Origin of the sequence: Vulcanococcus limneticus LL, assembly GCF_943369875.1 — a bacterium.
GTDB classification, from domain to species: Bacteria; Cyanobacteriota; Cyanobacteriia; order PCC-6307; family Cyanobiaceae; genus Vulcanococcus; species Vulcanococcus limneticus_A.
This window is the reverse complement of record NZ_CALROT020000002.1, coordinates 223,815-249,816: the sequence shown is the minus strand read 5'-3', so window position 1 is coordinate 249,816 and position 26,002 is coordinate 223,815. Positions and strand designations below refer to the sequence as shown.

Annotated in this window: 27 protein-coding genes; 15 read left to right on the top strand and 12 right to left on the bottom strand. The window is 59.7% G+C overall.

The window, feature by feature from the left end; genetic code table 11:
- Window positions 1-13: 13 nt before the first annotated feature.
- Entirely contained in the window at window positions 14-1,633 is a 1,620-nt protein-coding gene (locus ACLV7J_RS03910; RefSeq protein ID WP_411867803.1) for a hypothetical protein, read from the bottom strand.
- Window positions 1,634-1,817: 184 nt separating this feature from the next.
- On the opposite strand from ACLV7J_RS03910, the gene ACLV7J_RS03905 reads away from it, so the two are divergent.
- Window positions 1,818-2,330: a hypothetical protein gene (locus ACLV7J_RS03905; RefSeq protein ID WP_411867802.1), complete on the top strand. Its 513-nt coding sequence runs from the start codon at window positions 1,818-1,820 to the stop codon at window positions 2,328-2,330.
- Window positions 2,331-2,369: 39 nt separating this feature from the next.
- Here the strand turns inward: ACLV7J_RS03905 and ACLV7J_RS03900 are convergent, their stop codons facing one another.
- Genes ACLV7J_RS03900 through ACLV7J_RS03885 form a run of 4 tightly spaced genes read right to left on the bottom strand, consistent with a single transcriptional unit; the run spans window position 2,370 to window position 5,714 of the window.
- Window positions 2,370-2,924 carry a prepilin-type N-terminal cleavage/methylation domain-containing protein gene (locus tag ACLV7J_RS03900; RefSeq protein ID WP_411867801.1) on the bottom strand — a complete coding sequence of 185 codons (555 nt, stop codon included), beginning with the start codon at window positions 2,922-2,924 and terminating at the stop codon, window positions 2,370-2,372.
- Window positions 2,924-3,514 (bottom strand): Tfp pilus assembly protein FimT/FimU, encoded by a 591-nt coding sequence (locus ACLV7J_RS03895; protein ID WP_411867800.1) that lies wholly within the window; start codon window positions 3,512-3,514, stop codon window positions 2,924-2,926. The genes ACLV7J_RS03900 and ACLV7J_RS03895 overlap by 1 nt, the downstream gene beginning before the upstream one ends.
- Window positions 3,496-4,059: a type II secretion system protein J gene (locus tag ACLV7J_RS03890; RefSeq protein ID WP_411867799.1), complete on the bottom strand. Its 564-nt coding sequence runs from the start codon at window positions 4,057-4,059 to the stop codon at window positions 3,496-3,498. Before ACLV7J_RS03890 ends, ACLV7J_RS03895 begins: the two co-directional genes overlap by 19 nt.
- Before the next feature lie 2 nt (window positions 4,060-4,061).
- Window positions 4,062-5,714, bottom strand: coding sequence for a hypothetical protein (locus ACLV7J_RS03885; protein ID WP_411867798.1), 1,653 nt, complete (start codon window positions 5,712-5,714; stop codon window positions 4,062-4,064).
- A gap of 146 nt (window positions 5,715-5,860) precedes the next feature.
- On the opposite strand from ACLV7J_RS03885, the gene ACLV7J_RS03880 reads away from it, so the two are divergent.
- Window positions 5,861-7,219: a sensor histidine kinase gene (locus ACLV7J_RS03880; RefSeq protein WP_411867904.1), complete on the top strand. Its 1,359-nt coding sequence runs from the start codon at window positions 5,861-5,863 to the stop codon at window positions 7,217-7,219.
- Here the strand turns inward: ACLV7J_RS03880 and ACLV7J_RS03875 are convergent.
- On the bottom strand, window positions 7,188-7,931 hold the full coding sequence (locus ACLV7J_RS03875; protein ID WP_411867797.1) for a response regulator transcription factor: 744 nt from the start codon (window positions 7,929-7,931) through the stop codon (window positions 7,188-7,190). The two genes, ACLV7J_RS03880 and ACLV7J_RS03875, sit on opposite strands and share 32 nt — an antisense overlap.
- A gap of 98 nt (window positions 7,932-8,029) precedes the next feature.
- Between ACLV7J_RS03875 and ACLV7J_RS03870 the strand changes: the two genes are divergently transcribed.
- On the top strand, window positions 8,030-8,902 hold the full coding sequence (locus ACLV7J_RS03870) for an ABC transporter permease (protein WP_411867796.1): 873 nt from the start codon (window positions 8,030-8,032) through the stop codon (window positions 8,900-8,902).
- Window positions 8,903-8,911: 9 nt separating this feature from the next.
- Here the strand turns inward: ACLV7J_RS03870 and ACLV7J_RS03865 are convergent, their stop codons facing one another.
- The 3 genes from ACLV7J_RS03865 to ACLV7J_RS03855 form a co-directional block, all read right to left on the bottom strand.
- The gene (locus ACLV7J_RS03865) at window positions 8,912-10,798 is read right to left on the bottom strand and encodes a tetratricopeptide repeat protein (protein ID WP_411867795.1); all 1,887 of its coding nucleotides are present in this window, start codon (window positions 10,796-10,798) and stop codon (window positions 8,912-8,914) included.
- A gap of 112 nt (window positions 10,799-10,910) precedes the next feature.
- A complete protein-coding gene (locus tag ACLV7J_RS03860; protein ID WP_411867794.1) occupies window positions 10,911-11,318 on the bottom strand; it encodes a type IV pilin protein in 408 nt (135 codons plus the stop codon).
- Window positions 11,319-11,686: 368 nt separating this feature from the next.
- Window positions 11,687-12,433 (bottom strand): hypothetical protein, encoded by a 747-nt coding sequence (locus ACLV7J_RS03855; protein WP_411867793.1) that lies wholly within the window; start codon window positions 12,431-12,433, stop codon window positions 11,687-11,689.
- 209 nt (window positions 12,434-12,642) lie between these two features.
- Here ACLV7J_RS03855 and ACLV7J_RS03850 point away from each other — a divergent pair, with 209 nt between their 5' ends.
- The 8 genes from ACLV7J_RS03850 to ACLV7J_RS03815 all read left to right on the top strand — a co-directional run bounded on the left by ACLV7J_RS03850 (window position 12,643) and on the right by ACLV7J_RS03815 (window position 22,925).
- Window positions 12,643-13,914 carry a glycosyltransferase gene (locus ACLV7J_RS03850; RefSeq protein WP_411867792.1) on the top strand — a complete coding sequence of 424 codons (1,272 nt, stop codon included), beginning with the start codon at window positions 12,643-12,645 and terminating at the stop codon, window positions 13,912-13,914.
- A gap of 530 nt (window positions 13,915-14,444) precedes the next feature.
- Entirely contained in the window at window positions 14,445-15,380 is a 936-nt protein-coding gene (locus tag ACLV7J_RS03845; RefSeq protein ID WP_411867791.1) for a decaprenyl-phosphate phosphoribosyltransferase, read from the top strand.
- Window positions 15,377-16,315, top strand: a complete 939-nt coding sequence (locus ACLV7J_RS03840) for an NAD-dependent epimerase/dehydratase family protein (protein ID WP_411867790.1) — start codon at window positions 15,377-15,379, stop codon at window positions 16,313-16,315. The genes ACLV7J_RS03845 and ACLV7J_RS03840 overlap by 4 nt, the downstream gene beginning before the upstream one ends.
- On the top strand, window positions 16,315-17,637 hold the full coding sequence (locus ACLV7J_RS03835; protein WP_411867789.1) for an NAD(P)/FAD-dependent oxidoreductase: 1,323 nt from the start codon (window positions 16,315-16,317) through the stop codon (window positions 17,635-17,637). The genes ACLV7J_RS03840 and ACLV7J_RS03835 overlap by 1 nt, the downstream gene beginning before the upstream one ends.
- Window positions 17,634-18,056 (top strand): GtrA family protein, encoded by a 423-nt coding sequence (locus tag ACLV7J_RS03830; protein WP_411867788.1) that lies wholly within the window; start codon window positions 17,634-17,636, stop codon window positions 18,054-18,056. The genes ACLV7J_RS03835 and ACLV7J_RS03830 overlap by 4 nt, the downstream gene beginning before the upstream one ends.
- 440 nt (window positions 18,057-18,496) lie before the next feature.
- Window positions 18,497-19,243 carry an SDR family NAD(P)-dependent oxidoreductase gene (locus tag ACLV7J_RS03825; protein ID WP_411867787.1) on the top strand — a complete coding sequence of 249 codons (747 nt, stop codon included), beginning with the start codon at window positions 18,497-18,499 and terminating at the stop codon, window positions 19,241-19,243.
- Between the two features lie 7 nt (window positions 19,244-19,250).
- On the top strand, window positions 19,251-20,642 hold the full coding sequence (locus ACLV7J_RS03820; RefSeq protein WP_411867786.1) for an FAD-dependent oxidoreductase: 1,392 nt from the start codon (window positions 19,251-19,253) through the stop codon (window positions 20,640-20,642).
- Window positions 20,643-20,828: 186 nt separating this feature from the next.
- On the top strand, window positions 20,829-22,925 hold the full coding sequence (locus ACLV7J_RS03815; protein ID WP_411867785.1) for a hypothetical protein: 2,097 nt from the start codon (window positions 20,829-20,831) through the stop codon (window positions 22,923-22,925).
- An 85-nt stretch (window positions 22,926-23,010) separates the two neighbouring features.
- Here ACLV7J_RS03815 and trmH read toward each other — a convergent pair whose 3' ends face one another.
- Entirely contained in the window at window positions 23,011-23,706 is a 696-nt protein-coding gene (gene trmH / locus ACLV7J_RS03810) for a tRNA (guanosine(18)-2'-O)-methyltransferase TrmH (protein ID WP_411867784.1), read from the bottom strand.
- Between the two features lie 71 nt (window positions 23,707-23,777).
- Between trmH and ACLV7J_RS03805 the strand changes: the two genes are divergently transcribed.
- The 4 genes from ACLV7J_RS03805 (at window position 23,778) to ACLV7J_RS03790 (ending at window position 25,409) form a co-directional block, all read left to right on the top strand.
- Entirely contained in the window at window positions 23,778-24,170 is a 393-nt protein-coding gene (locus tag ACLV7J_RS03805) for a nucleotidyltransferase domain-containing protein (RefSeq protein WP_411867783.1), read from the top strand.
- On the top strand, window positions 24,133-24,531 hold the full coding sequence (locus tag ACLV7J_RS03800; protein WP_411867782.1) for a HEPN domain-containing protein: 399 nt from the start codon (window positions 24,133-24,135) through the stop codon (window positions 24,529-24,531). The genes ACLV7J_RS03805 and ACLV7J_RS03800 overlap by 38 nt, the downstream gene beginning before the upstream one ends.
- Before the next feature lie 81 nt (window positions 24,532-24,612).
- Window positions 24,613-25,014 (top strand): hypothetical protein, encoded by a 402-nt coding sequence (locus ACLV7J_RS03795; RefSeq protein WP_411867781.1) that lies wholly within the window; start codon window positions 24,613-24,615, stop codon window positions 25,012-25,014.
- Window positions 25,011-25,409, top strand: coding sequence for an MGMT family protein (locus ACLV7J_RS03790; protein ID WP_411867780.1), 399 nt, complete (start codon window positions 25,011-25,013; stop codon window positions 25,407-25,409). Before ACLV7J_RS03795 ends, ACLV7J_RS03790 begins: the two co-directional genes overlap by 4 nt.
- Here ACLV7J_RS03790 and ACLV7J_RS03785 read toward each other — a convergent pair.
- Together ACLV7J_RS03785 and ACLV7J_RS03780 are read right to left on the bottom strand one after the other, a co-directional pair.
- Window positions 25,376-25,777, bottom strand: coding sequence for a type II toxin-antitoxin system VapC family toxin (locus ACLV7J_RS03785; RefSeq protein WP_411867779.1), 402 nt, complete (start codon window positions 25,775-25,777; stop codon window positions 25,376-25,378). The two genes, ACLV7J_RS03790 and ACLV7J_RS03785, sit on opposite strands and share 34 nt — an antisense overlap.
- Window positions 25,778-25,782: 5 nt before the next feature.
- The gene (locus ACLV7J_RS03780; protein ID WP_411867778.1) at window positions 25,783-25,998 is read right to left on the bottom strand and encodes a ribbon-helix-helix domain-containing protein; all 216 of its coding nucleotides are present in this window, start codon (window positions 25,996-25,998) and stop codon (window positions 25,783-25,785) included.
- Between the last annotated feature and the right edge of the window lie 4 nt (window positions 25,999-26,002).

Here is a 26,002-nt window from a genome sequence, read left to right as displayed (position 1 = left end):
AATCACCTCTGTCCTAATAGGTAATGCCATAGGCTCTGTATTTCGTTACGATGCTCGGTATGGGGCTCGGCGAGAAGGTGTCATCTTTGGGCCAATCAGGCAAGATCTCCATGAGGCCTGGCCTGGCGTCTATGGGGCCATAAAGGCCGGTATCTCCTGATTTTGGGCCATCTAGCCTGCAGAGCCAGCGAACACCATAGCTTCCATCTTGGCCGCCTCCAGTGCCAGCACCGGAAAAGACCATGGTTGCATTTGGAAGCCAGACGAATGCTCCGCTAAAGGGATTGGCATTGACGGTAAATGTCTGATGAGTGCAAATATTGTCTGAGACTCTTTTTGTTGTAACATCCTTGTCCAGGGAGATCTTTCCGTAAATACGCAGCTTTTGCCAGTTGGCAAGGCTAATGTTGTCAAAGCGTATGTCTGATCTGTTGCCCGGCTGGAGGGTGGAGGAGGCGCCTAGGATGAATACATTGACTGGATGTATTGTCGTGTCGACAACGATGTTGGGATTGGCGAGGGATCCAGCGACGCAGTTAATGGCGTTAGAACTAGTGTCGTCCTGTTCTGGCCTATTGTTATCGCTTGAGTTGTCAATCCAAGTCTTCTGATTGTTGAAATAGCAGCCTTGGGCTAGGCGTTTGCTGCTATTGTCTGTGGCTTGAGTTCCTTTGTCATCCTTGACGTAGGGGAAAATGGAATTTGAGTAGTTAATTACAAGGGCGCTGTCCCTTACGTATCGAGGATCCTCCTCTTCTGTTTTTCGTTGGTCTTCAAGGCCCGCAAGGCTTGGATAGCCTGGAATTGTTACTGATGTGGCGTCAATATCGCCAACCTTTGTGTTGTCTGTGATGCAGTGTTCTACGGTCAAGCAGGCGGCGTCTGTCCTGGTCGACCCTGTTTTGAGGCTTGTTGGATTGGGGCTGGTCGCAAGGCCGAAGCTGTTCTGATCAAAGTTCCCAAGTGTGCTCCCGGCCAGTCCAGTGATCAAGAGCGGGGTTTGGGGTGGCTGGCTCGATTCAACGTAGGGCCCTTTGACATAGACGGTTCTTTTGAGTCTGTAGGTGGCAACTGGTTGCCCGCCTCGCTCAACTGTCCCTATAACAACCACATCGGCCGATCCGCCAAACAGATTCCCAAACATCCTGCAACCTGTGGCGCCTGGGCTTCTTGTAGGTGCTGTGTAGGAAGCAAGCTGATAGTACTGGGTTTGGGTAGATAATGTCTCGCTGAGTTCTTTCTTGGCGCTGACCCCCTCCGGGGGCTCGCCGAGGGGGTCGGTTGCGTAGACATTGCATGCTGTGGCGTCTTTCATTTCTATCGTTGGCCAGTCCGCAAGGTTGGCTACCAGTAGGTAGCTCTTATCGTCTGTATTTAATGCGGAGAGAATCTCGTTGAAGCCGGACTCTGCGGCTTCCTTGGCTGCCTGATGGTCCGAGTCTGCAATTGAATTCTGGAATGAGGTGGATCCGCGTGTCATCAGCACGGCGGCGGACACCATGACCACGAGGACGGCGAAAATGACATAGGGCAGGACGGCCCCTTTGTTTTTTGTGCAGTGCGAGTATCTAGGCCTGCCTTGTGCGAAGCTGGCAAGTAAGAGGTAGGCGAGTTTTGGCGGCGAACTCTTCACGAGGATGGAGCCCCACTGGTCCGATGTTCTTACCCTAGTGCGCGCACTTGTGTGCGGCCAAAGTGTAAAGAAACATGCTTTGGCGGTTTGGATCCGCTGAGGGGTTGGCGTCCGGTTGAGCCTCCCGATCCTTGGCCCGCGTGTCAGAGTTGATTCCCCAGCGCTGACCACCCTGGCGAGGCTGTTGCTCCTGGCCCTGCTGCTGCTCGCAGGCTGCGCCACCCGCCCCCAGCACGAGCGGCCTCGGGTGTCTGACGAGGGGGTGCGGGCCTGCCAGGTGGAGGTGGAGGCCACGGCGGCGCCCAAGGGGCGGGCAGCGGCGCTCGAGCGCTGCTTCCTCACGATCGATCAGCGGCTGGCCCAGCTCCAGCGGGAGCAGCAGCAGCGCCTGGCGCCGCCCGCGGCACCGCAGGGCCCGGCACCGCCCTCTCCCGAGGAGCGCTACGCCTTCTGCGTCTTCCACCAGCCGGAAGTGCAGCAAGCCGAGCGCGCCCGCCAGCGTGCCCTGGCCCCCTGGCTGAGACTCGCCGGCGCGCCCGACCCCACCGCCCCGGAGGTGGTGGCGGCCCGCCAGGCCTATGAGCAGGCGCTGGCGGAGCTCAACCGCCTGATCCCAGAATCGATGCGCGGCGGTCTGACCCTGGAGCCGGATGCCATCCGCGTCTTCAGCCGCTGCGAGCGCAGCGACTTCGGCTGACGTGGCGCCGCCCGCTTGGGCAAGAGCCCCTGTTGCCCCTCAGAAACTGCGGATCGAGGTGCGCGCTGAGCTTGATTCCGCAAAGGTGAACAGGCTGCCGCCGTCCCAGCTGCGCAGCGTCACGGTGTAGGTCACGGAATCCGTGGGGCCCGTGAAGCCCGTCGGCACCGCCAGGGTGGCGTTCTCCACCAGGATGCCGTCGGCCTGGTTGCTGAAATCCAGGGTGCCGTTGCGCTGCACCGCCGGACCGCAGCGCCACAGGTCGGCATCCTTGTTGTAGTACACGATCAGGCCGGTGCTGCCAGCCGCCGCCGGATTCGGCACGGTCACGGTGAGCACTCGGCCGGCCTTGTCGGCGCAGATCCCGATGCCGTTTTCGGTTCCAAGGCTCTGGCCTTCGCGGATCTCCGTTTCCAGGAAGAAGTTGATGCGGCCCCAGTGGTCGCGCATGCGCTGCAGTTCAGACTGCTTCTGGGTGGTGCGCAGATGGCTGGTGATCACCGAGGAGGCCAGCCCCATCACCATGCCGCCCAGGGCCAGGGTGATCAACAGCTCCAGCAGGGTGAATCCCGCGTTCGGCCTGGGGCCCGCCATCAGAACACCCCCGGGTAGGTGCAGGTGCCGCTGCCGTTTTCATCGTTGCCCACGCGGATCAGGCCCAGCGGTGAGGTGATTTGCACGCAGCGCATCGGCGGCGTGTTGTTCAGGCTGATGCGCACCTCCAGGCCCGTGGAGGGATTGAGCCCCACCACGGTGCCGCGCGGGGTGAAGGTGAACACGGCTGGAGTGGCGCTGATGGCGTAGCGGTCGCTGCCGCTGCTGACCGCCGTGATCGTCAACGGATCCTGGTTGAGGCAGGTGTTCACGATGGCGGCTCCGCTGGCCACGCTTGGATCCACCGCCGCGCTGGCCACGGTGCTGCCCGCCGCAGCGGCGCTGCTGGTGTGGATCGTCACCTCGCAGGGGTTGCCCTTGAGCGCAGCGCGGCGCACCGCCTCCAGCCAGCCGGTGAGCTCCACCGCCACGGCGTTCACGCGCCCGCGCCGCCACTCCACCCCGGTGACCCTCAGCGCAATCGCGCTGAGGATGCCGATCAACGCCACGGTCACCATCAGTTCGGTGAGGGTGAAGGCCGTGGCCTGTCGGCGGCGCTGGCCCAGGCCCATCAGACCCTCGGGCACCACGCCACCGCGGTGGGGGTCAGGGTCAGTTGGCGCATCACTTCCCCGCTGGTGGTAGCGGTGTAGGTCACCGTGTAGCGATGGTAGGCAAGGGCCGTACCACTGCTCGGCACGGCGTCCACCGCGGCGCTGCGGTTGAGGCCGTTGGGATGGGGCAGGTCGTTGATCACGGCCACCAGCGGAGTCACCAGCGCGGTGGGGGAGAGGCACTTCAGCTCGAAGGCCTGGGTGCCGTCGTCGAGGTTGTTGCGATCGGCGTCCACGCCGCTGCGCAGGGGGAAGAAGCCGTTGCGGTCCACCTGACCGGTGGCCACGGCGCAGGTGGCGGTGGCATTGGCGCAGGTGTAGCGGTCGTTCAGCTTCTGGATCACCGCCACGTCGGCATCCACCGCCGCCTCCCTGGCGTAGCGCTCCTGGGTGGCACGGGTCATGGAGCCCGTGCGGATCACCACCGTGGCGGCCGCCCCCGCCACCATCAGCAGGATCGCCGCCGCCTGGATCATCTCGATCAGGCTGAAGCCCCGGGCCCGGTCGGCTCGTACGGCCATGGCTAGAAGAACTGCAGGGATCGGGTGGCCCGCAGCACGTAGTCCACCAGCGGCGGCTTCACGGAGGGGGTGGTGCCGCCCATGCCCATCAGATCCAGCACATCGCCGAGGCCGGATCCGGGGATGGTCATGGTCACGTTGCCGTTGGCCTTCACCTTGTCGGTCCAGATCACGCCCGCATAGCCCGAGCTGCCGCCGATCTCGATGGCGCCGTGGGGGAAGTAGGCGAAGAAGCGCAGGGCCGCGCCGCCGCCCTGGCCCAGGTCCACCAGCTGCTCGGGGGTGCAGCTCTGGCAGCCGAACAGGGTGAAATCGGTGATCTTCGTGGGCACCTCACCGGGATTGGCGCTGTTCACGTGCAGGAAGCCGCCGCCGCTGCGCTGGTCCACGGTCTTGGTGTTGCCGCCGGCCTGGCTGTTGGGGAAGTGCATCCGCATCGGGCCGCCGATGCTGTTGACCTTCAGGGTGCGATTCGGCTTGCCGAAATCCAGCTGGTTGATGCTGCAGGTGGTGAGGGGCAGGCTGGCGCCGGAGGGGGTGCTGGCGCTGCAGACGTTCCTGAAGTTGGTGGGCCAGCTGGCATCCACCGGGGTGGTGAGGGTGAGCGTGCCGCCCACCCCGATACTGTTGTCATCGAGGTTGATGTTGCAGGCGGCCGGCAGGGTGGCGCCCACCACGGCCTTGTCGCAGGTGGTGTTGGCGGCGGTTTTCACGTCGGGCATATCGATGTCCACCACATTCACCAGGGTGCCCACATTGGTGTTGATGTTGGCGCTGCAGTTGGTGGTGGCCACGCAATACACAAACTCGATGTTGTTGCCGTAGCCATCCACGATGTCGCTGGAGGTGCTCTGCACCGTGATCACGCCCGTGTCGTTCTCGGCGGCCCCGCCCACAAGCCCGAAGCCCAGGGAGTTGGCGCAGGCTCGGTTGTCGTTGCCGAAGGCCTCCCGGTAGCCCCCCAGGGAGCCGCGGCAGCACTTCGGCACCACCTCAAGGGTGCGGGTGAGGGTGCTGCTGGCCACCAGCACGCCGTTGCGGTAGGCCGTGCCGCGCACGGTGAGGGTGAGTTCCCCCGCGAGCGGCGGCTGGGAGGTGGGCGGATTCTGGGCAGGGCTGGCGGTGCCGCTGGGGTCATAGCCCACGCTCACCGTGAAGCCGCTGTTCTTGGCGTAGGGGCTGCTGGCCTGGGTCTGGCTGGAGCTGGTGGGCTGGCTGATCGAGATCAGCTGGTAGCGCCGCTGGGCATCCAGGGTCTGCTCGGCCTTGAGGTTGGTGCTGGGGAAGGTGTTGGCCAGGTTGGGCAGGCTCAGGGTGCACACCGAGCGCAGCTGGCCCTGGTTGGTGGAGCTCTCGAGGTAGGTGCGGTCTTGGTTGTTGACGATCGGCGCGTTCACCAGCAGGCGGCGGTTCCGCTCGCGGTTGAGCTCGGCGATGATCCGCGCCATGCCGATCTCGGCCGCCTCCCGCGCCTCGCGACCCTGGCTCTGGTAGGCGGAGCCCAGCTGCCCGAAGCTCACCCGCGCGATCAGCATCACGCCGCCCAGCAGCACCGCCAGGGCGATCAGGATCACCAGCACCATCGAGAAGCCGGCCGTGCGGCTGCGGCCACTGTGCTGCAGCTGGCTGAGCAGATGGAGAAGATGCTTGGGCATGGCCTCCGGCCCGCGCACTGGCGGCCTCATGCGTCGATGCTAGGAACGGCGTTCCGATCAGCCCAGTGCCGCTCCGCTCCCTCCTGCGTCGGGCCCGGCCGCGACCCTCCATCCGCCAGTGGCTGCTAGGAGCGAGCCTTTTGGCGGTGCTAGGAGGCTATGGGGCGCTGTTCGTCACCCAGTCGCTGCTGGCAGCGCGGGAACGGCGCGGTGCTCACCTGCAGACCCTGGCGCGTCTCGCCGATCAGCTGCCCCTGGTATCTGGGCTGGCTGGCACCGGCTCTGCCGCACTGGTGTTCCTGCCCCCCACGTTGCTGGTGTGGCTGGAGCGGCCCGATCGCCTCCCCCTGGCGCTGGTGGCGCGCGTCTCGCCGGAGTTTCCGTTGCCCCAGGGCCGCACGGCCTGGGGCCTGATGGCGGAACTCGCCAGTGGCGTCGACCCTGAGGAGCGAGGCCGCCTGGTGCAGATCGGCGGCGAAAGCTACCTGCTGAGCGCCCTGCCGTTGCCTTCGGCCGGCGACGAGGCCAGGTTGCTGGTGCTGGAGGCCGTGAGCAGCCGCGAGCGGAGCGAGCGCACGAACGCTCTGTTGCTGCTGGCGGCTGCAGGCAGCTCCACACTGCTCACGGGTCTGGTGCTGCGGCCGGTGCTTGATCGGGGTCTGGCGCCCCTGGTGCAGCTGGGGGCCCGGCTGGAGCGGATCAACTTCGACAGCCTGGCCAGTGAGCGGCTGCCGCTGGAGCGGCAGCCACGGGAGCTGGTGCCGATCGTTCAGGCCTTCAATGCGCTGCTGGATCGACTGGCCGCCTCCTGGTCTCGGCAGAGCAGTTTCGTGGATGGGGTGGCCCATGAGCTGCGAACCCCGATCACGCTGATCAACGGCTACGCCCAGAGCCTGCAGCGCCGCGGGGCGGTGGTGGGGCCCTCGGTGCGCCAGCTGGCGCTGATCCAGTCGGAAGCGGAGCGGATGGCCCGGATGGTGACCGACCTGCTGGATCTCGCCCGCGACGATGCCGGCCGCCTGACGCTGCAGCGCCAGCGGGTGGATCCGGAACGGCTGCTGCTGGAGGCCTACGAGCGGCTCGAGCAGCACGCCCAGGGCCGACTGCAGCTGCGGCCGCCGGGGGATGAGCCGCCGCTGGAGGTGTGGGGCGACCCGCACCGCCTGCAGCAGTGCCTCACCAACCTGGTGGAGAACGCCCTCAAGTACGCCCCGGAAGCCACCCCGATTGTGCTGCAGACCACGGCCGGTTCCACAGCCGTGCGTCTGCATGTGAGCGACCGGGGGCCGGGCGTGCCGGAGGCGGAGCGGCAGCGGATCTTCGAACGCTTCGTGCGCGGCAGCACCGCCGAGGGCTGCAGCGGCAGTGGCCTGGGCCTCTCCGTGGTGCGGCTGCTGATGGAGCGCATGGGTGGCGCCGTGGAGGTGGCCGACGTGCAGGAGGGCGGTGCCGATTTCCAGCTGGTGCTGCCCGTCAGGAGCGCACCGCGCCCTCCTTCAGCATGAAGCCCACGCCACGCACCGTCTGGATCAGGGTGGGCTGGCCCGCCTGCTCCACCTTCTTGCGCAGGTAGCGGATGTACACATCCAGCAGGTTGTCGTCGCCGAAGTGGTTCTCACCCCACACGGTGCGCAGGATCACCTCGCGGGGATGCACCTGATTGGGTTCGCGCAGCAGGCAGAGCAGCAGGTCGTACTCGCGCACGGTGAGGTGGATCGGCGTGCCGTTGCGGCTCACCTCTCGGCTGCCGGTGTTCACCACCAGCCCGCCGAGGCTGAGGGTTTCACCGCTGGCGGTGGGGCTGTTGAGGCTGCTGCGCCGCAGCCGCGCCCTCACCCGCGCCAGCAGCTCCTCAATCGAGAAGGGTTTGGTGATGAAATCGTCGGCGCCGGAATCGAGGGCCTCCACCCGCTCACGCACGTCGTCGCGGGCGGTGAGGATCAGCACCGGCACGGTGATGCCGCTGCTGCGCATGCGGCGGCACACCTCCACGCCGCTGAAATCGGGCAGGGTCCAGTCCAGGATCACCAGGTCCCAGGCGGTGGTACGCACCTGCACCAGGGCCGCCTGGCCGTTGGCGGCCTCGCTGGTGGCGTAGCCCTCGGCCTGCAGCTCCCCGGCCAGGAAGCGGCGCAGCTCGGGGTCGTCGTCCACGATCAGCATCTGGGGCTGCCGCTGGCGGATCTGCTGCTGCTGGGTGTCCGCCTCGCCTGCCACGGGGTGCTTGGGTGTGCGCGGGAGCGCTCGGGTTTTTGGTGCGGCCTGCCCAGGCACGCCATTTGGGCCCAAACTACGCCCTGCCGCTGGGATCAGCCATGTTGCGTGCGTTCCAGGCTCCGCAAGGGCCCTCAGAGGCTGGCCACCCCGCCAGCCTGGCCGGCCGGCTGGCCCGCTGGGGCCTGGTGATCGTGCTGGCCTATGGGCTGGTGGCCCTGGCCCTGCCCGCGCTGATCCAGCTCGGCCTGCTGCCGGATGCCAACGCCGGCCTGGAGAACCCGATCTATGCCACTCCCTCGCCGGCCCACTGGTGCGGCACCGATCGCCTGGGGCGCGACGTGTGTGTACGCACCCTGGCAGGCAGCGGTGTGGCGCTGCAGGTGGTGCTGCTGGCCCTCACGCTGGCCCTGGCGATCGGGGTGCCGCTGGGGATGCTCAGTGGCTACCTCGGCGGCTGGCTGGACCGCAGCCTGGTGCTCGTGATGGACACGCTCTACACCCTGCCGGTGCTGCTGCTCTCGGTGGTGCTGGCCTTCCTGCTGGGTCGCGGCATCCCCAACGCCGCGGCCGCCCTGTGCGTGGTGTACGTGCCGCAGTATTTCCGGGTGGTGCGCAACCAGACGGCCCAGGTGAAGGCCGAGCTGTTCATCGAGGCGGCCCGCTCGCTGGGCGCTGGGCCGCTTTGGATCCTGCGCAAGTATCTGTTTCGCAACGTGATCACCTCGGTGCCGGTGCTGCTCACCCTCAATGCTGCTGATGCGGTGCTGGTGCTTGGCGGACTGGGTTTCCTGGGGCTGGGGCTCCCGGAAACGATTCCTGAGTGGGGGAGTGATCTGCAGCAGGCGCTCACGGCCGTACCCACGGGGATCTGGTGGACGGCGCTGTTCCCTGGGGTGGCGATGTTTGTGCTCGTGCTTGGGCTGGCGTTTCTAGGGGAGGGGCTGGAGGGGTGGCTGGGGCGAGAGACGTGATAGTGATGATTATCCGACTGGGTGGCTTTCGGCGGCGCCGGGCAATTTAATTGTGTTGCACAGCTCCCTGAGCTCTCCCTTAACTCGCTCCATAACCTCGATCCAATCACCAAAGTTTCGCTGCCTAAACAACCGCGTTGCTGGATACCAGGGTGTGCTTTCTCCTTCTAATCCCCAGCGCCAGTCTGGGACTGCTGTGAGGAGTAGCCAAACGGGTCTGCCGATGGCACCTGCCAGGTGAGCCATGGCCGAATCCGTGGTGATGATGAGATCGCAATTGGAAATGATCGCCCCTGTTTCAACAAAGTCCCAAGTCGCGTCAATCATGTCTTGATAAGGGGCCAATCGATCTCGATAGCTAAACTCAGGCATCTGCTCCTGGCCTGGACCTTTTTGTAGGGAAAGCCACTCAATATCAATAAGCTCTCCGATCAAGATCCCAAAATTGGCCAACGGCATTGAACGGCCAAGGAGTGTTGATTTCTCCGCTTCTGGATTGCCTTGCCAGTGAATCCCAACCCTAAGCTTGCTGTTGCAAGCCATGATCTGATTCCAGTTGCTTGTTGAGGCTTCGGGAATCAAGATATATGGCTCCTGGAAGATTGGCTTGTCCCTTCTGATTCCAAGAAGTTTGGGAATGCTCATGATTGGCAGCCATGCAACATCCTCTCCATCTGCAATTAAGTCATTGAGTCTATTGGAGACGGCATCAAAAAGATTGGATCCTTGGATCAGAGGTACTAACTTCTCCCCCACCAAGAGTTTGACCGACCGACCTGCCTCGCGGAAAAAATGTGAATATCTCGCAAACTGCATAACATCTCCAAGGCCCTGTTCGCAAACAAACAGAACTGTTGTCGGCATGTCATTGGTTGACGACAGCTCCGGTAGCAATGAGAGGCCAGGAAGGTCTATATTCTCAACGATTCGCCGCCATTCATATTCTTGCCAACCATTTTCGTAATTATCAAGAAGCAGGTAGGCTAGACCGAGGTTGAGGTGGCTGCGTGCATCTGAAGGCGAGTGAAGAACTGCGAGCAAATAAGAGCCGATAGCCGATTCCATATCCCCACTCAGGTGGAAGGCAAGCCCTAGGTTTGCATGTGCATCGCCATAGGCGGCATTTAATGCGAGTGCACTGGAGAATGCATCAATAGCCTTGGTGGCTTCACCTACTGCCAGCCAATGCCGTCCTTCAAGCACAAGATCCGACTCTGTAGGCTCACCCCCTCTGCGATGAATACTACGCTTTAACTGGGCAAAGCTTTCCTCGTGCCGTCCAAGATGATGGAGAGCTAAAAATAAATTCAGTTCGGTGGCGACTCGCCCCGGCTGTAGCTCAAGCGACTTTTCTAAATAATCATGAGCTTCAACGAACTTGCGCTGCTCCAATGCAGAAACTCCAGCAATGTAGTACGCAAGAGCAGATCCTGGATCGGCTTTAATTGCTTTCTCCGACAGGAGCAGGGCTTGACTATGATTGCCAAATTTCTGAAGTAAATGAGCACACAGTCTTAAGGCATGAGGGCTTTCTTTTTCCAATTCTACCAGCTTTAATGCAATCTTCTCTGCCTCCACAAGCTGTTGTGATTCGGCTAGCAGTAATCCATATATCTCAAGAGCACCTCTATTCAAAGGTTCTGAGAGGAGCAGCCTCTTGACGCAGTCAAGTGCTTCTGAAAGGCAGCCTCGGAAAGAGAGGATCCTTGTTTTCAAGAGTAGATATTCTGGTTTACTCGCGTCGATGGCCAGTAAAGAATCTAGGACTATCTCTGAGTCATCAATATCGCCTTGCAGGTAAAGTCTAGTCGCTTCCAGGAGAATGTCCTGGGATCTTGCTCTATCGATCTCTGCTCGGCTGGTCATTTGCGACTGTGTCGGGTTGCCAGATTCCATCTCATGAAACTACGAATTTAGTCTTGCGTCTCATAAAGAGAGCCCATTGCTTTGCAATAAAAAAGCCCCGGGAGGGGCTTGGTTCAAGGTCTAAACCGTTCAAGTAAGTCGATCATGCAGTACAGCTAAGACCACCAGCTGAGGTAACAGTGATCGAGACCGCTGTCTCATTACCAACAGTCAAGCTGAGGCAACGAACACCAGCGGCATCACCAGCCGTACCCCCCCATGAGGCACCAAACACTTGCTCTGTGCCAGCGCATGTCTTACCGTTAACAACGGCTTCGAGCTTGGAAGCGTTGCCCACCGCGCACTCCTTTGCCAGGCCAACAGCTTCGCCGATCTTTGCACCCGCTTCAGCGCGAGTCCTGGCTTTGAGGTATTGAGGCAGTGCAACCGCTGAAAGAATGCCAATCACGGCAACCACGATCATCAGCTCCACCAAGGTGAAGCCAGCAGCTGCCCATTTTCTGCGTTGCTGAAGGCTGCGGATGAGCTCCAGTTGCGTTTTGGTACGCATGGGATGAGTATGAGTCCTTCACAGGATAGGTCTCGTTCTACCTCTTGTCCAGTTTTCCATGCCAGACCCATGTGGATCTGTTGCTTGGGGAGCAAACCATGAAAGCCCTTGCCCCGCAGGTGCGGACGCTGACTATCCCTGGCTTTTCTCAGTCAACTGTTGTCCGCAATCCAGGAGGAGACTCAAGACTAAGTCAATATATCAGGGCAGCTCAGTTCAATTCTCATCCCGCTCTCAGGCTTCTCTCAGTCGATGAATTAGGCCGTGTGTCTTCATGGGTGCACGTACATCTGCTAAATCTTGCCCTAGGGAGTCGCCTGGTTTTTTCGTTGCTGCACTAGCTGCAGGCATGAGGCAAAGTGTCTCAATCAGCGAGTCGATGAATCGCTATTTTGAGAATATGCAAGTGGAGGCCATGTTATGCGGGCATCGAGTTCCGGATAAAAAGCGCAGAGGCGTCGATCAATGGAAATGCCGGGCATTGGATGGGGCAGCAGCGGGATGTGGCATGTTTCAAGCGTAAGTGGGAAGCATCTCTCCTCAATTCTCCTCGCTCCTTGTGGCGAGATCCAGTAGCAAAGCATGCCGAATCCTTTCAAGTACTTGTATGGCCTCACGTCCTTGATCTTTGTTTTGCTAAGGGCATTGCCAATCCACTCTGTAGATGGGTATTGGGGCCTGGAAAACATCTCTAGCTCAAGCCCTTCCGGTGTTTGCATGCTCAGGGGTGCATCGGTATTGTATCCGAAGAAGGTGATATCGCTTTTTTCAAGCTCATCTTTTGATGACCCTATGTAATCGAGGATCTGTGGGTGCGTCTGCGCGTCGTCTTCCATGACCAAGGCTCCCTCGGATCTGGCTCCAACTTCCTGCCATATCCATCGCATCGAGGCCGCAACTCCAATTGTTCCAGGCGTGCACCCACCCCAGGCGAGTGCTTCTGGTGTGAGAAGTCCTTCCTCTAGAATTTCGGAATCTGTCATTGTTGACCCATCTCGCCCTGGAAGAACTTCTGGTGGGCTTGAACTTAGATGGCAATTGATTTCATGAAAATCTCTGATTCGCTTGCCTGTTAGGTCGAGGGTGATCACAATGCTGTCAACTTCAGTTGTCATGGCCAACAGTTTGGATGCAGGCATTGTAGCCATGGGTTTGCTGGGGCATTGTGCATGCGTGCCAGCCGGCGACGAGTCACTTAATCTTTCATGTCACATCCGAGAAGCTTATACGTGTTCGCCCTAAGATCAGGCTATTATTCATGTGGATATCTATCAGGCTGCTACCGTCTATTGGTGCCCCTATCTCTACGGTGCTAATCTGATTCTTGGTTGAGTCTTGGGCTATGCAACGTCAGGGGGCTAAGTCTGTTGATATTATTGTGCCAACGATGTGGCGAACGCCAGAATTCTCGGAAATATACCTACCCATCTACGAGGAGTGCCCTGAAGTTAATGCTGTTATAATTATTGACAATGACCCACGGGCTAGGCCTGCCAAAGAGCGATTTGAACGATCCACCAAAGTGCGTATTATCTCTCAAGAGGAGAATATATATGTCAATCCCGCATGGAATGAAGGCGCTGCGGTTGCGACATCTGAGTGGCTATGCATTCTGAATGACGATATCGCGGTTGAGTCGGAGATATTCTCGATGATTTCAGAGTTGGATTGGCGAGGGCGGTCAATTGATATTATTGGCTTAAATCTCCAGGATGATGTCGGCGAAACTCGCCTTGAGAAGATCTCGCCTAGGAAAGATCAACCTCTTGGTCCACAGTTTCCAAGCTATGGAGCCTGTATGTTTCTGCCCAGACTGAAATACCGATACATACCCGATGATTTCAAGATCTGGTTTGGCGATGATTACTTGGTGCGCCATGCCGATAATGTCTTTCTCCTCACTTCGCCTGGTATCAGGGGGATAATGTCTAATACAATAGGGCAATTCGGCGAAGGTTCTTCGATTCAAGAGAGAATCCGAGAGGATATTGCCAACGCAGGCAAGGCTTTGTTGCCGACGCTTTGCGATGTGCCTGGCGAAGGATCTGCCGCAGCGAATGCGGCTTTGGACTCCCCCTCATCGACTGTTGCTGTCGACTTGGGTTGCGGCGTGACTCCGCTTAATCCATTTGGGGCTGACAAGCTGATTGGTATTGATGCTCAATGTGATGGAGGCGATATTCTGCAATGTTGGATTGGGTTTGAGCCCATGCCATTGGCCGATTCCTCTGTAGACTTTGTTTCTGCCTATGATCTTGTGGAGCATATACCTAGATTTGCTTTTATCGGCAAGCCTGTCTATCCGTTTATTGATGCAATGAGCGATATATGGCGTGTTCTCAAGCCCGGTGGAATATTCTTCGCTCGCACTCCGGCGTATCCCTCTGCTGCTGCATTCCAGGACCCAACACATGTAAACATCATTACTGACCAAACTATTAGCTATTTCGCGAGGCGTCCCTGCCTCGATGGGTCTGAAGTGGATTCTTGGGGACTTCCACTTGGTGGGAGATACGGCTTTAGGGGCGAGTTTGTCCTGGTCAAGCAGTGGTGGGATACGACTCATTTGTGTTGGCATTTGGAGGCGGTAAAATGAATGCGCATGATCTTGTGCTGCTTCAGTTTCTGCAACGGTTGCCCGCTCTCGCTGCCAACGTGTGAGACGCAAGTCACAGGGCGGCTGCAGCGACGCCTGCTCAATAGTTCTTGTTGGGTGGACTTGATAGTCCAGCTTCTGGATTATTCCTGATCAGTGGTGCCATTTCATGACGGGGGAGCCCTGGCTGTGCTTACTCACTTGTTTCATCAAGAGGCACTCAGATACGAGGCGAATTCCGTGATCCAGTTCAAGTCTGTGTATGGGGATGTCACTGCCTCCATGCAGGCGCAATGTGCCTCTCGGCCGCGCCTCGTCTAGGTCATTTCTTGGTTTCCTATCTATCATGAACTCCTTATTTCTATTCACAGGTCTTGGCGTCTGTCGGCCGTGGGCCCGGCTATGGATTCACCTTGCTCCGTCTTGCTCGGGTTGATTGCCGGTGTTCAACGGCACTAGTTGAGGGGCTGTCATACGCTATGAATAGATCATGATCGGAGGATTGTTCTTTGGTTGTTTGCCTCCTTGATATGGTGTCACTCTTGCTAGCGGCCTGCCGGCCCCGACAGTGGCCCAAAAATCTGTTGGTGTTCGCTGCGCCTCTGTTCGCCTTCAGCTTTGAATTAGACGTGTGGCTGCGTGCCGGCGGTGCCCTTGTGGCGTTCTGCCTAGTCTCCGGTGCGATCTATTTGCTGAATGATTGTTTGGATGTGACGGCCGACCGAGCCCATCCGAGCAAGCGCCACCGGCCGATTGCCTCCGGCATGCTGACCGTGCCGGCAGCCCTGATATCGGCAGTTGTGCTCATGGTAGTGAGCCTGAGCCTGGCTGCCTTCATCACATCAGCCCTTGCTGGCGTTGTGTTGATCTATGGGCTGATTCAAGTGGTTTATTGCCTTGAGCTAAAGCGGCAGCCGCTGCTGGACTTGTTCTGTATCGCTTCCGGCTTCCTGTTCCGGGCCATTGCAGGCGTGGTGGCAGCTGGATTGGGCTTCTCACCTTGGTTCTTGCTCACGGTGGGCCTGCTCGCGTTGTTTCTGGCGATCGAGAAGCGCAAAGCCGAGTTGCGCTTGGCCCAGGATCTGGGTGTCATCACCAGAAAGGTCCTGAATCGCTATTCGCTGCCCCTTTTACTGAGGCTTGAGAGTTTAGTGGCGACCAGTGCTTTCATGAGCTACAGCCTTTGGGCGGCAGGCCCGTCCCTGAACGGGGCCTCTACAACCTGGATGTTGCTGACCGTTCCGTTTGCGCTGGTGGGGATCTTTCGCTATCAGCTGCTCAGTGACCCCGAGGAGGCTGAACGCCGGCGCCTGTTGGCGCCAGAGCACACTAGCGAAAAACCGGAGGAGATCTTGCTGGGGGATCGAGGCATTCAGTTCATCTTGTTGGCTTGGCTGTTCACCGTGGTAGTGGTCGGACTCAGTCATCGTGCCGACCTGCTGCCAGAAGGGGGGCTCCAGCCGTGAAGGTCTTTGTACCTGGTGGAGCCGGTCTGGTTGGTCTCAACCTCATTGCTCTGCTTCAAGACAGCTATCCCGACTGGGATCTGCTGGTGGTCGATAAGAAGACCGAGGCCGTGTACATTGCCCAGCGGCTCTTCCCTAATGTCACGTTCCTCTGCGAAGACCTCACGCAGACTGCTGACCAGCTGTGGCCTGCGCTGATTCGAGGCTGTGATGCTTGTGTGATGCTTCAGGCCGAGATCGGTAACACTGATCCCAGCCAGTTCTACCGCAACAATGTGCGCAGCACCGCAGTGGTATTAGAGCAGCTAAAGCATGCAGGTATCCGCCGTCTGGTGCACGTGAGCAGTTCTGTAGTCAATTCGGGGGCGGCAGACATCTATACGGAGACCAAGCGAAGTCAGGAGCAACTGGTGCTGCAGCAATGGCCTAACGCTGTTGTCCTAAGGCCCACATTGATGTTCGGTTGGTTTGACCGCAAGCATCTGGGTTGGCTCGCCCGCTTCATGCAGAAGTTGCCCCTGTTCCCCATCCCTGGATCAGGTCGGTTCATTCGACAGCCCCTCTATGTCGGCGACTTTTGCATGCTTATTCAGCGATGCCTGGAAACTGACAGCCTTTGCGGCACCTATGACATCACTGGCTTGGAAAAGGTCAGCTACCTTAGCCTGATGCGCCAAATGCGGCAGGCCGTGGGCGCCCACAGCTTGATCATTCATCTGCCGATTCCACTCTTTGGAGCCCTTCTCCAGCTCTGGAGCCTGATCTCCCATCAGCCCGCCTTTACCCGCTCCCAGCTCATGGCCCTTACTGCTGGGGATGAATTCGCCGTGATCGACTGGCCAGCGATCTTCTCGGTCACTCCCACAATGCTGGTGGAGGCCCTCCGAATCACCTATCAGGATCCACGTTATAGCCAGGTGGAGATGCCTTTCTGATGACTTCATCTACGCTGGATAGACCCAGAATTGCGGTAATCGGAGGCGGTCCGATGGGGCTGGCAGTGGCCTACGAGCTTACTCGCTTGGGCCATCAACCCGTCTTGATCGAGGCCGACGACCGCTTGGGCGGTATGGCGGCTTGCTCCGACTTTGCCGGCATCAAGCTAGAGCGCTACTATCACTTCCACTGCCTCAGTGATACAGATTTCTTTGAGATACTACAGGAGCTGAATCTGGCGGGTCAGCTGCAATGGCGGACCACCCGTATGGGTTTCTACCTCGATGGGCGTCTTTATCCCTGGGGAACGGTTGGGGCTGTGCTGGGCTTTCGGCGGTTGCCCTGGTTCACGCGAGTTCGGTATCTGCTGCATGCGGCCCGATGCCTCACGATCCGAGACTGGCGATCCTTGGATGGCATCACTGCCACCCAGTGGTTACGCAGTTGGTTGGGTCAGAAGGGGTATCAAGTGCTCTGGCATAAGCTATTCGCCTTCAAATTCTTCCACTACAGCGACCAGATTTCCGCGGCCTGGATCTGGAGCCGCATCCGACGGCTGGGCCAATCCCGTCGTCGCCTCAAGGAAACTCTTGGCTTTTTGACGGGTGGCTCTCAGCAGCTGATTGATGCCTTAGCTGCCTCTATCCGTCTGGGTGGTGGAGAGATTCAGCTGAGCACCCCCTTGCAAGCCCTTACGCCTCTGCCCTCCGGTGGTGCTGTGCTCACCCTGCCATCCGGCGAGCAGGTCTATGACTGTGTGATCAGCACGGTCCCTCTACAGCTGCTGGCTCCGATTCTTAAGGCTGGTGGGGTAGAGGAGCCTTTGGTGGAGTGCTATGGCGCTGTGCCCTCGGTGGCCTGTGTCTGTGTGGTCCTGAAAACACGTCAGCCGGTCACGTCTAATTTCTGGACTAACGTTAATGACGGGCGCTTTTCGATCCCCGGGGTGATTGAGATGAGCAATCTGCGTCCTCTGGCAGCGCATGTGAGCTACGTGCCTTTCTATATCCCTGCAGAACACCCCGATTACCAGCGTACGAATCAGACCTTCATTGCCGATGCTTGGGTCTGCCTCAAGGCGATCAATCCTCAGCTTATCGACTCTGATCTACTCGATAGTCAATGCAGTCGCTATCGCCATGCCCAGCCGGTCTGTGGCGTCCACTTCCAGCAGAGCCTGCCGCCGCTGCAGCCATTCCCCGGTGTCTTCACAGCCGATACCACTGTTTACTATCCGGAAGATCGGGGTATCAGTGAGAGCATCGGCTTTGGTCGTGAGCTGGCTCGCAGGTCGATAGGTCAGTATGTTGGATCCACATGACTGGGCGCTCTCCAGCAAATGCCAAGCGGCAGTTTCTGTTGTTTGTGCTTAGCGGCGGCGTCGCTGCGCTTGTCAACATCGCCAGCCGGGTGGCTTTCTCCTATCTCTTGTCCTTCGAGTTGGCTGTTCTGGCGGCCTATGGCGTTGGCATGGTTACGGCTTACGTGCTGGCGCGCCGCTTTGTGTTCGTTGCCAGCCTCCAAAGCGTGCGGCGTTCGTTCGCTGCCTTCGCATTGGTCAATCTAGTCGCCGTGCTGCAGACTTGGCTTGTCAGTATCGGTTTGCGGCATCTGTTGCTGCCACTGATTGGGATGACGGCTTTAGTTGATCTGATCGCCCACGGCTGCGGTGTAATTGTGCCTGTGTTTACCAGCTTCTTAGGGCATAAGCACATCACGTTTCGCCAATCAGGGCAATGAATCCGCAATTTCCTCTCTTCCATAACGGTACGCTGCTTGGTGGCGATGCCGGCCGGCTGGAATTATTTGCCTCTGATGCAAGATGCGGCTTTGATATCTGATTCCTCCTGGCTAGCTGGCGCCATGATGGTCAGACGGCGGGTCTACGTTGTCACGGGGTAGTTGTCTACGAGTAGGCACCTCAGCGGTATCCACGCCGATTGTCGCGATCGTCGCGTTGCTAACATCAGCAAGGCGTTGCCAGGATCAATCCATTGCCACCTGAAATCTAACCCCAGTTCGCTCCGCTGACCGTAGATCCCTGAACGGCAGTACGGCCGTCATCATTCCTTGTAGACACCAAGACTGGCTATCACGCTCTGGTTGATGGTGGCGCTGGCTGCTGCAATCGTTATCCTTCCATGATCGTCAGGTTGTAACCTCTGGCGAGATTCCTAGCCATGCCCCCATTGGTTCCAATTGAAATACGTAGTGTTTTTGTGCTGGGCAGCACCAGTTTCATAGCCAAGGCACTCTGCCGGGAGCTCGCGCGTCGCGGCTGCCACCGCTTCCACTTGGTGGCCCGTAATGACGAGGCCAATCAGCAGTTGGCCAATGAGCTCCAGCAGCGCTATGGAGCGGCGGTAAGTACCGAGCAGACTGATCTCCTGGCCGATGCCGGGTCCCAGTCTGGTCCGCGATCAGAGGTGGGGGAGTTTGACCTATACCTGATCACTGCAGGTTCCTTGGGTGATGCCGAGCTGGCCTGCATGGATGCCGCCGAGGCCCTAAGGATCACCTCCGCCAACTACGTTGGTCTTATCCCCTGGCTTACCGCTATTACCATCCCAGAGCGCCTGGCACGGTCCGGTCGCCTCTGGGTCTTCAGCTCGGTGGCCGCCGATCGCGGGCGTCCATCGAACTACCACTACGGTGCCGCCAAGGCAGCCCTCACGACCTTTTGCGAGGGCCTGCTGCTGCGCTGCCACGGTAAGCCCTTTGCCGTGCGGATTATTAAGGCCGGGTTCATGGCGACACCGATGACCGTGGGTAAACTTCCACCAGTGCTTTGTGCTAGCCCTGACTCTGTGGCTCGGGATCTCCTGCGCCGGCTCAATCGGCGGGGGATCGAATACTTGCCTTGGTGGTGGTTGCCGCTGATGTGGCTGGTCCGCCTGTTGCCTGCCCCCATCGCTTCCATGCTTTGACGCTCCTGTGACGATCACCTTGCCAACAGGCCTCACAGCCGAAACACGAACCCTCAGTGGCTGGGGCCGAGTCAATTCAGTCACCGCTCAGGTGGTGCAGCCCAGCTCGCTCGAGCAGTTGCAGGAGCTGATTCGGGGTGCCCCACCGCGCTCGCTGATCGCGCGGGGCCTTGGGCGTTCCTACGGCGATGCCGCCCAGCTCCAAGACGGCACTGTCATTGAGCTGACGGCCTTTGATCACATTGAGCTGGATCCCTTGAATGGCTCGGTGACAGCAGGTGCTGGGGTGACCCTTGGTCAGATCCTGCATGTGATCGTGGCAGCGGGCTTTTTCCTGCCGGTCACTCCCGGCACCCGTAATGTGACGGTGGGCGGTGCGATAGCTGCCGATGTTCACGGCAAAAACCATCATGTGGACGGCAGCTTTGGCAACCACGTGCAGCGGTTGCTCCTGGTCGATGGCTGTGGAAAGTTGCGTGATCTTACCCCCAGTGCTAACGGAAGCTTTGCCGAGGCAGAATTCTTTTGGGCCACTGTTGGCGGCATGGGCCTGACGGGCGTGATCGTTGAGGCCACCATCTCGCTAATCCCGATCACTAGCTCACTGATGAGCGTCGATACAACCCGTTTCAGCGATCTGGAGTCTCTGATGGCGGCGATGGTAGAAGCCGATAGCAAGTACCGCTACAGTGTGGCCTGGGTGGATAGTCTTGATCCCAAGGGGCGCGGTGTACTCACCTGCGGCGATCATGCACCGGCTGAGGCATTGCCGCACAACCTCAAGACAGACCCATTGCACTACAATCCCAAGGCCTTCGCTTCCGCGCCGCTGCTTCTCCCCGGAGGCCTGCTCAATAAGTGGACTGTGAGGGCGTTTAATGAGGCGTGGTATCGCAATGCTCCCAGGAACCGGGTCAGAGAGCTCCAGGAGATTGCTTCGTTTTTCCATCCACTGGATGGTGTACAGAACTGGAATCGGATCTATGGCCCCGCAGGGTTTCTTCAATACCAGTTCGCAGTGCCTAACGAGGCCACTCACTTGGTGCCGCGCACGTTGGATGCACTCCGAATGGTGGGAGCCCCCTCCTTCCTGACGGTGCTCAAACGCTTTGGCCATAGTAACTCTGCGCCATTGTCATTTCCGATTCCGGGTTGGACCTTGGCGGTTGATCTGCCAGCTTCTGTGCCTGGGCTACCTGAGATTCTGGACCAGTTGGATGAGGAGGTGGCAGCAGCTGGCGGGAGGTTGTACTTGGCCAAGGATTCTAGACAATCCAGGGCTATGTTCTGGAAGAGTTATCCAGAGCTTTTCAGGTGGCAATTGACAAGGAGAGCGCTAGACACTTGCCAGAGTCTGGATTCATCTGCTTCGCAACGGGTCAGGCTCGTTGACGACTAGGCCAACTCTATCGGCTCTGGCTCCTTTCGATTCATGACAGGTGCGCCACCCGATGATCCGTTGGGCTCCCATGCCTGAGTGCTGCTTTGGTTCGGCAAGATGCTTTCTTTCTAATGATGTCGCTCTGCCGGCTCTCTGGAGCCCGCGTAGTGTGGTGATAGACTATCACTATAGCTAGCTATAGGTATGACGCCTGTTGACCGTCTCGTTGTGAAGATTTCGGCCGGCAAGCAATATAAAAATCGATTCCTAATCCTATTGCTTGCTGTCTTTACTGCTTTGGTGGTAATTGGTGCGGCTCCATTTCGTTATCCAGAGCCCGGCCTCGACCCTTCATGGCAGCAAGCATTGGTTGAGGCTACTGACTCTGGAAGAGTGTTTGGGAGAGATATAGTCTTTACGTATGGACCATTGCATCAGGCTGTTACTGACCAGGTCTCACGGGACATGACACCCTTCGTCCTTTCGAGAATTCTGTTCTCGATGACTTGGTTCTTTTCTGTCCTGATCATAGGGAATCTCGCGGGTGTCTGGGCGGCATTTTCGATTGCCCTTGCCGCCGCCTTGGCATCTGGTTCATTTGCTGGGCCGCAGGGAGATCTTCCTTTTTATCTCTTTTCTCTTGTTTCGATTATCTCTTCGTACTCCCTGTGGCTGAATAGGCCTAGCCGTACTGGCTCTTTTGCGATGGTCGTTCTCCCGATCCTACTCGCATCGGGGGCTCTCTGGGCCACACTTGTTAAGCTAAGCTATCTAGGGGCTGCGATTCCTTCGCTCTTTGCTATCTATGGAATCCAGTTTCTTGATCTATTCGAGAAAAAGAGCCTGCGTTCTGTTCTGTTGTTCCTGCTTGCGCTTGCTGTTCCCTTTGGTGCACTCTGCCTGGTTTGGGCTGCTCTTTCCGGCTGGAGTATGGGTGATTTCGTAGGTTATTATTCCTCGTTGAACCTAGAGATCATTAAGGGGTATGCAGATGCGATGTCGTATGGCCCATCACGGTCTTCCTTGGCCCTTGTTGCGCTTTACTGGGCTTCGATCCTATTGACTTTCCGGGTTTACTTCAAGTTGTCCGTTGACAACAGGCTTTCTTCGGGTTCGAGCTCTGTGCTTTCTGGTCCCCATTGTTTGCTGATCCTTGTTGCTGTTCTGTTGCTTTCCTGGGTTGTCTTCAAAAGTGCTTTCGTAAGGGACGATGGGGCTCATGTTGTATTAGGAGCCCTCTTTCTCGTTTCCTTCTCGCTTGTTGTTATTGGTTTTAATGCAGATCGCCTGACCGAATCGCTGCGCGTCCATGGTGTGGGCCATCTGTTTCTCGTGTTGGCTCCTCCTCTGGCTCTGTCTAGTCTTCTTGCTCTCTTGGCTGGATATAGGCTCCCTGTTGGCATTGTTTCCAGCCTTTCTGACGGCTTGAAGGATGGTTTAAGTCTGTTCGTGCCTCGGGAGCGAGATAGGCTGGCCAGTGTTCGCGAGAGAGCCCTGGCTGGTGTCAGGCCATGGGTTGAGGACTACGGTATTCGGGAAGGTGGTAGCGCGGATATCATCCCTTGGGACATAACTAGCCTCCTTGCTAATCGTCTCGTTTATAAGCCAAGACCAGTCCCGCAAAGCTATTCTGTGTATACCCAGCCACTTCAGAAAGCAAATAGTGACTTCCTTTTGAACTCGCCAGATGTTGGCGACTATCTGATTGTCGACGCCAAGGATATTGATGGCCGCCTTCCTGTCGGCCTTGATTCTCCTCTTTTGTTGTCATTGAAAGAGAGGTACGTATTTAGTCATAGGGGCTCCCAGGGTAGCTTGGTCTTCAGGAGGAGAGATGTCCCCAAAATAGGCGCAGTCAAGGGTTCTCGAGTTTCTTGTGACCCTGTTGTCGCGGGTGAACTTGTGTGGACCAAAGGTGGCGGACATAGCTGGTATTCTCAGGTTATCCCATTCCCAGAACGCGCTAGTGGTGCTGTCGTTCTGGCTGCCAATCTTAGAGATTCTCTGTCGAGGTCGCTGATTTCTGGTCTGTATCGCCCTTTTCCTGTCTTCATTGAGTATCTAGACCGTAATGGGATGGTCCTGGGGGGCTACCGCTTTGTTGCGAAGGCTGGCTACGGAATGATCGTCTATCCTGTTGTAAGGAGTAATGATGAGCTCTTTAGTGTTCTGACCCAGTCCGTGCACTCAAGTTCCGCCCCCAGTTCTCGTGTTCGCTCGATGCGCCTTTCGACTCAAAGTCTTGGGAGGCCTTTCTATACCTCTCGGTTCCGGTTGACTGAAGGCTGTGTCAAGTCATAGAGGATGTCTGTCTCTTTGGCATCTGGGGTTGTCTTTGGCGCTGGCTTTCTAAAGCTTTGCCTTTGTCTCGGGAGTAGGCAACCCCTCAGTACCGCAGCTTCAACGTGCGCGGCAGCTCCTCTGCAATCTCCCCCTCGTCCGTGAGTTCCGGATACGCCCGCCCCGTGCGCCGGCACCACTCCGCCACCTGCGGATAGGCCCACTCGAACAGGATCCGCCGATACTCCGGCTCGCCGCCGGGCACCCCCTCGCCGTGGCTGGGCACCAGCCCAGCCAGCTCCCGCTGCCGCAGCGCCTCGAACAGCAGTGTGGCCGCCGCCACGCTCACGTTCAGGCTCTGCACCATGCCCGTCATCGGGATGAAGATCGGCTGGTCCACCAGGGCGGTGGCCTCCTCGCTCAGGCCCCACTTCTCCGCCCCCAGCAGGAAGGCGGTGGGGCCGGTGAAGTCGCACTGGCGGTAGTCGATCGCGTTCACGCCCAGGTGGGTGCCGTAGAGCCGGAAGCCGCGCTCCTTCAGCCCCGTGAGGCACTCCTCGATGCTGGGATGCGGCAGTAGCGGCACCCACTTCTGACTGCCCTTGGCGGTCTTGTTGAAGGTGCGGGGCCGCCCCGGCAGGCTCACCACATGGGCCTCCATCGCCCCCACCGCATCGCAGGTGCGCAGGATCGCCGAGAGGTTGTGGGGCTTGTCCACCTGCTCCAGCACCACCGTGAGGTTGCCCATGCGGCGGTTGAGGACGGCCTGGAGGCGCTCGTAGCGGCGGGGCAGCAGGGGCATCGGCGCTGGGGCGGAATGGGGGCGAGGACCATCGTGTCGGATGGCTGGCCCCCGCTCGCTACGGTTCACCTGTGGCACGTCAGCTTTCCCCCTTGGAGCGGCTGCGCCAGGCGCGGCAGCAGCGCTGGCTGGCCGAGCGGCGCCAGGCTATCGCCGAGGCGCTGACTGATGGCGATGGGCTGGCTGTTGCCCCCTGCCAGGTGCTCCTCTTTGGCTCCCGGGCCCGCGGCGACTGGGATGGCCACTCTGACACCGATCTGCTGGTGGTGGCTCCAACCCGGCCCCAGGCCGATGGCCTCGCGGATCGCCTGCTGGAGGCCGGGGTTGGCGATGATGTGATCGCGATCTCCCTGGCCGATTGGCAGGCCGCTGCCCACTCCCCCTCTCCCCACTGGCGTTCGCTTCACGCCCAGGCGATTCCCCTCTATGAACGCCCGTCCCCAGGCCTGGTTGTTTCAGGCTGAGAACGACCTGCAGATGGCCGATTTGGCTAAGGAGCACGGGTTTTTCTCCCAGGCCTGCTATCACGCGTCTCAGGCGGCCGAGAAGGCCCTCAAGAGCCTGGTGCTTGAGCTTGGGGTTGAGCCGCAGCACACCCACGTGCTGGGCCAGCTGCTCCAGCAGCTGGCCTCCCTCGGTGTGGACACCGCGCCGTTTGAGGCCATCCCGCTGCGACAGCTCAGCCGGATGAGCGCCAGCAGTCGATACCCGATTGATGCCACGCCGCCGGCGGAGCTCTTCGACCGCTCCGATGCCCAGCAGGCCATCGCCATGGCCCAGGCGGTGCTGAAGGCCGTGGGCGATTTGGACCGGCCGGCTGATTAGCGTGATCCAGTTGCCCACGGGTTGCCACCGTGCCCGCTGACGCCCCCATCTGGTTGGAGCCGGCGTCGCTCCGGGTGCTTGATGCCGCCTGAGGACGCAGCGCTGATCCTGCAGGTGGTCTTGCGGCATGAGGCCGCCCTGGTGGCGGCGCTGGATCCAGCCTTCCCCCAGGAGAGCTGGGGGTTCATCGCCCAGCAGGAGGTGGAAAATCTGCTCCGGGGCCTGATCGTGCTGGCCGATCGGCAGGCTCCCCTCTGCCACGATCTGGAGCGTCTGCAGCAGCTGGCCCGGGTGCAGTTGCCCGAGGAGCTGGTGGACCTCCAGGTCTTTGCCGTGAAAGCCCGCTACAGCCCCGAGCCCACGCCATTGCCCGCCGATCGGCAGCGGTTGCTGGCGTTGATTCGTCGTTTGCGGGCGGATGTGGAGGGGGCGATGGCGGCGGCGGTGGCTGGGGGCGTGGCTGAGCGCGAACCGCGGCGATGAATATCCCGACGACCGCCCTGAGGGCCAGCCCTGCGGCTGATGGGTTCGACCAGCGGGTCTACGCCGCCGTGGCGCTGATCCCCCATGGCCGCCTGGCCACCTACGGCCAGATCGCCGATCTGATCGGCGCCTACGGCTGTGCGCGTCAGGTGGGCTGGGCCCTGCGGCGCCTGCCGCTCCCCTCCGCTGTTCCCTGGCATCGGGTGGTCAACGCCCAGGGGCGCATCAGCCTCAGCCCCAGCCGTGAGGGCTCCGACTGGATCCAGCGGGAGCTGCTGCTGGCGGAGGGGATCCCGGTGGACGCCGAGGGTCGGCTGCCGCTGCGGGCCTACCGCTGGGAGGCGCCGCTGCCGGAGCTGGATCAGTCGGCCTTGGGTTCATCGCCCAGGGTGTAAGGCACAACCACGCCGTCCAGGGTTGGGGGAAAGTCCTTGGTGTTGCGGCTCACCAGGCGCCGCCCCTGGCACTGGGCTGCCGCCAGGATGATGGCATCGGGAACCTTCAGCCTCCGTTCCCGTCGCAGCACGACGGCTCTTGAGGCGATGGCTCCGTCGAGATCAATCCTCTGGAATCCATCCAGCCAACGCTGCACGATGTCGCGTTCTGAATCCTCGTTGCTGCAGCCAACCAGCACCTCAATCCAGGTGATCACACTGATCGCCGCCTCCGATCCATTGGCATTCAGCCAGGCCAGGGCCTTGGTTTCTCCCTTGAGGACGTCGATCAGGATGTTGCTGTCCAGGAGCCATCCGCTGCTGGCCATGGCCGCTACCCCCACTCCTCCCGCAGGGATCGCTCCAGCTCCAGGCTGCGCTCGGGGCGCTGCCGCCAGAGGCCGAAGGCCTGCTGGTGGTCCGGGGTCTGGGCGCTGAGCCACGTTCTCAGGGCCTGACGCAGCGCTTCGGCTCGAGACAGTCCTCGGGCGCGGCAGAGCGCATCCAACCGCTCACGGTCGGCTTCCGGGAGGTCGATGATGGTTCGCATCGGG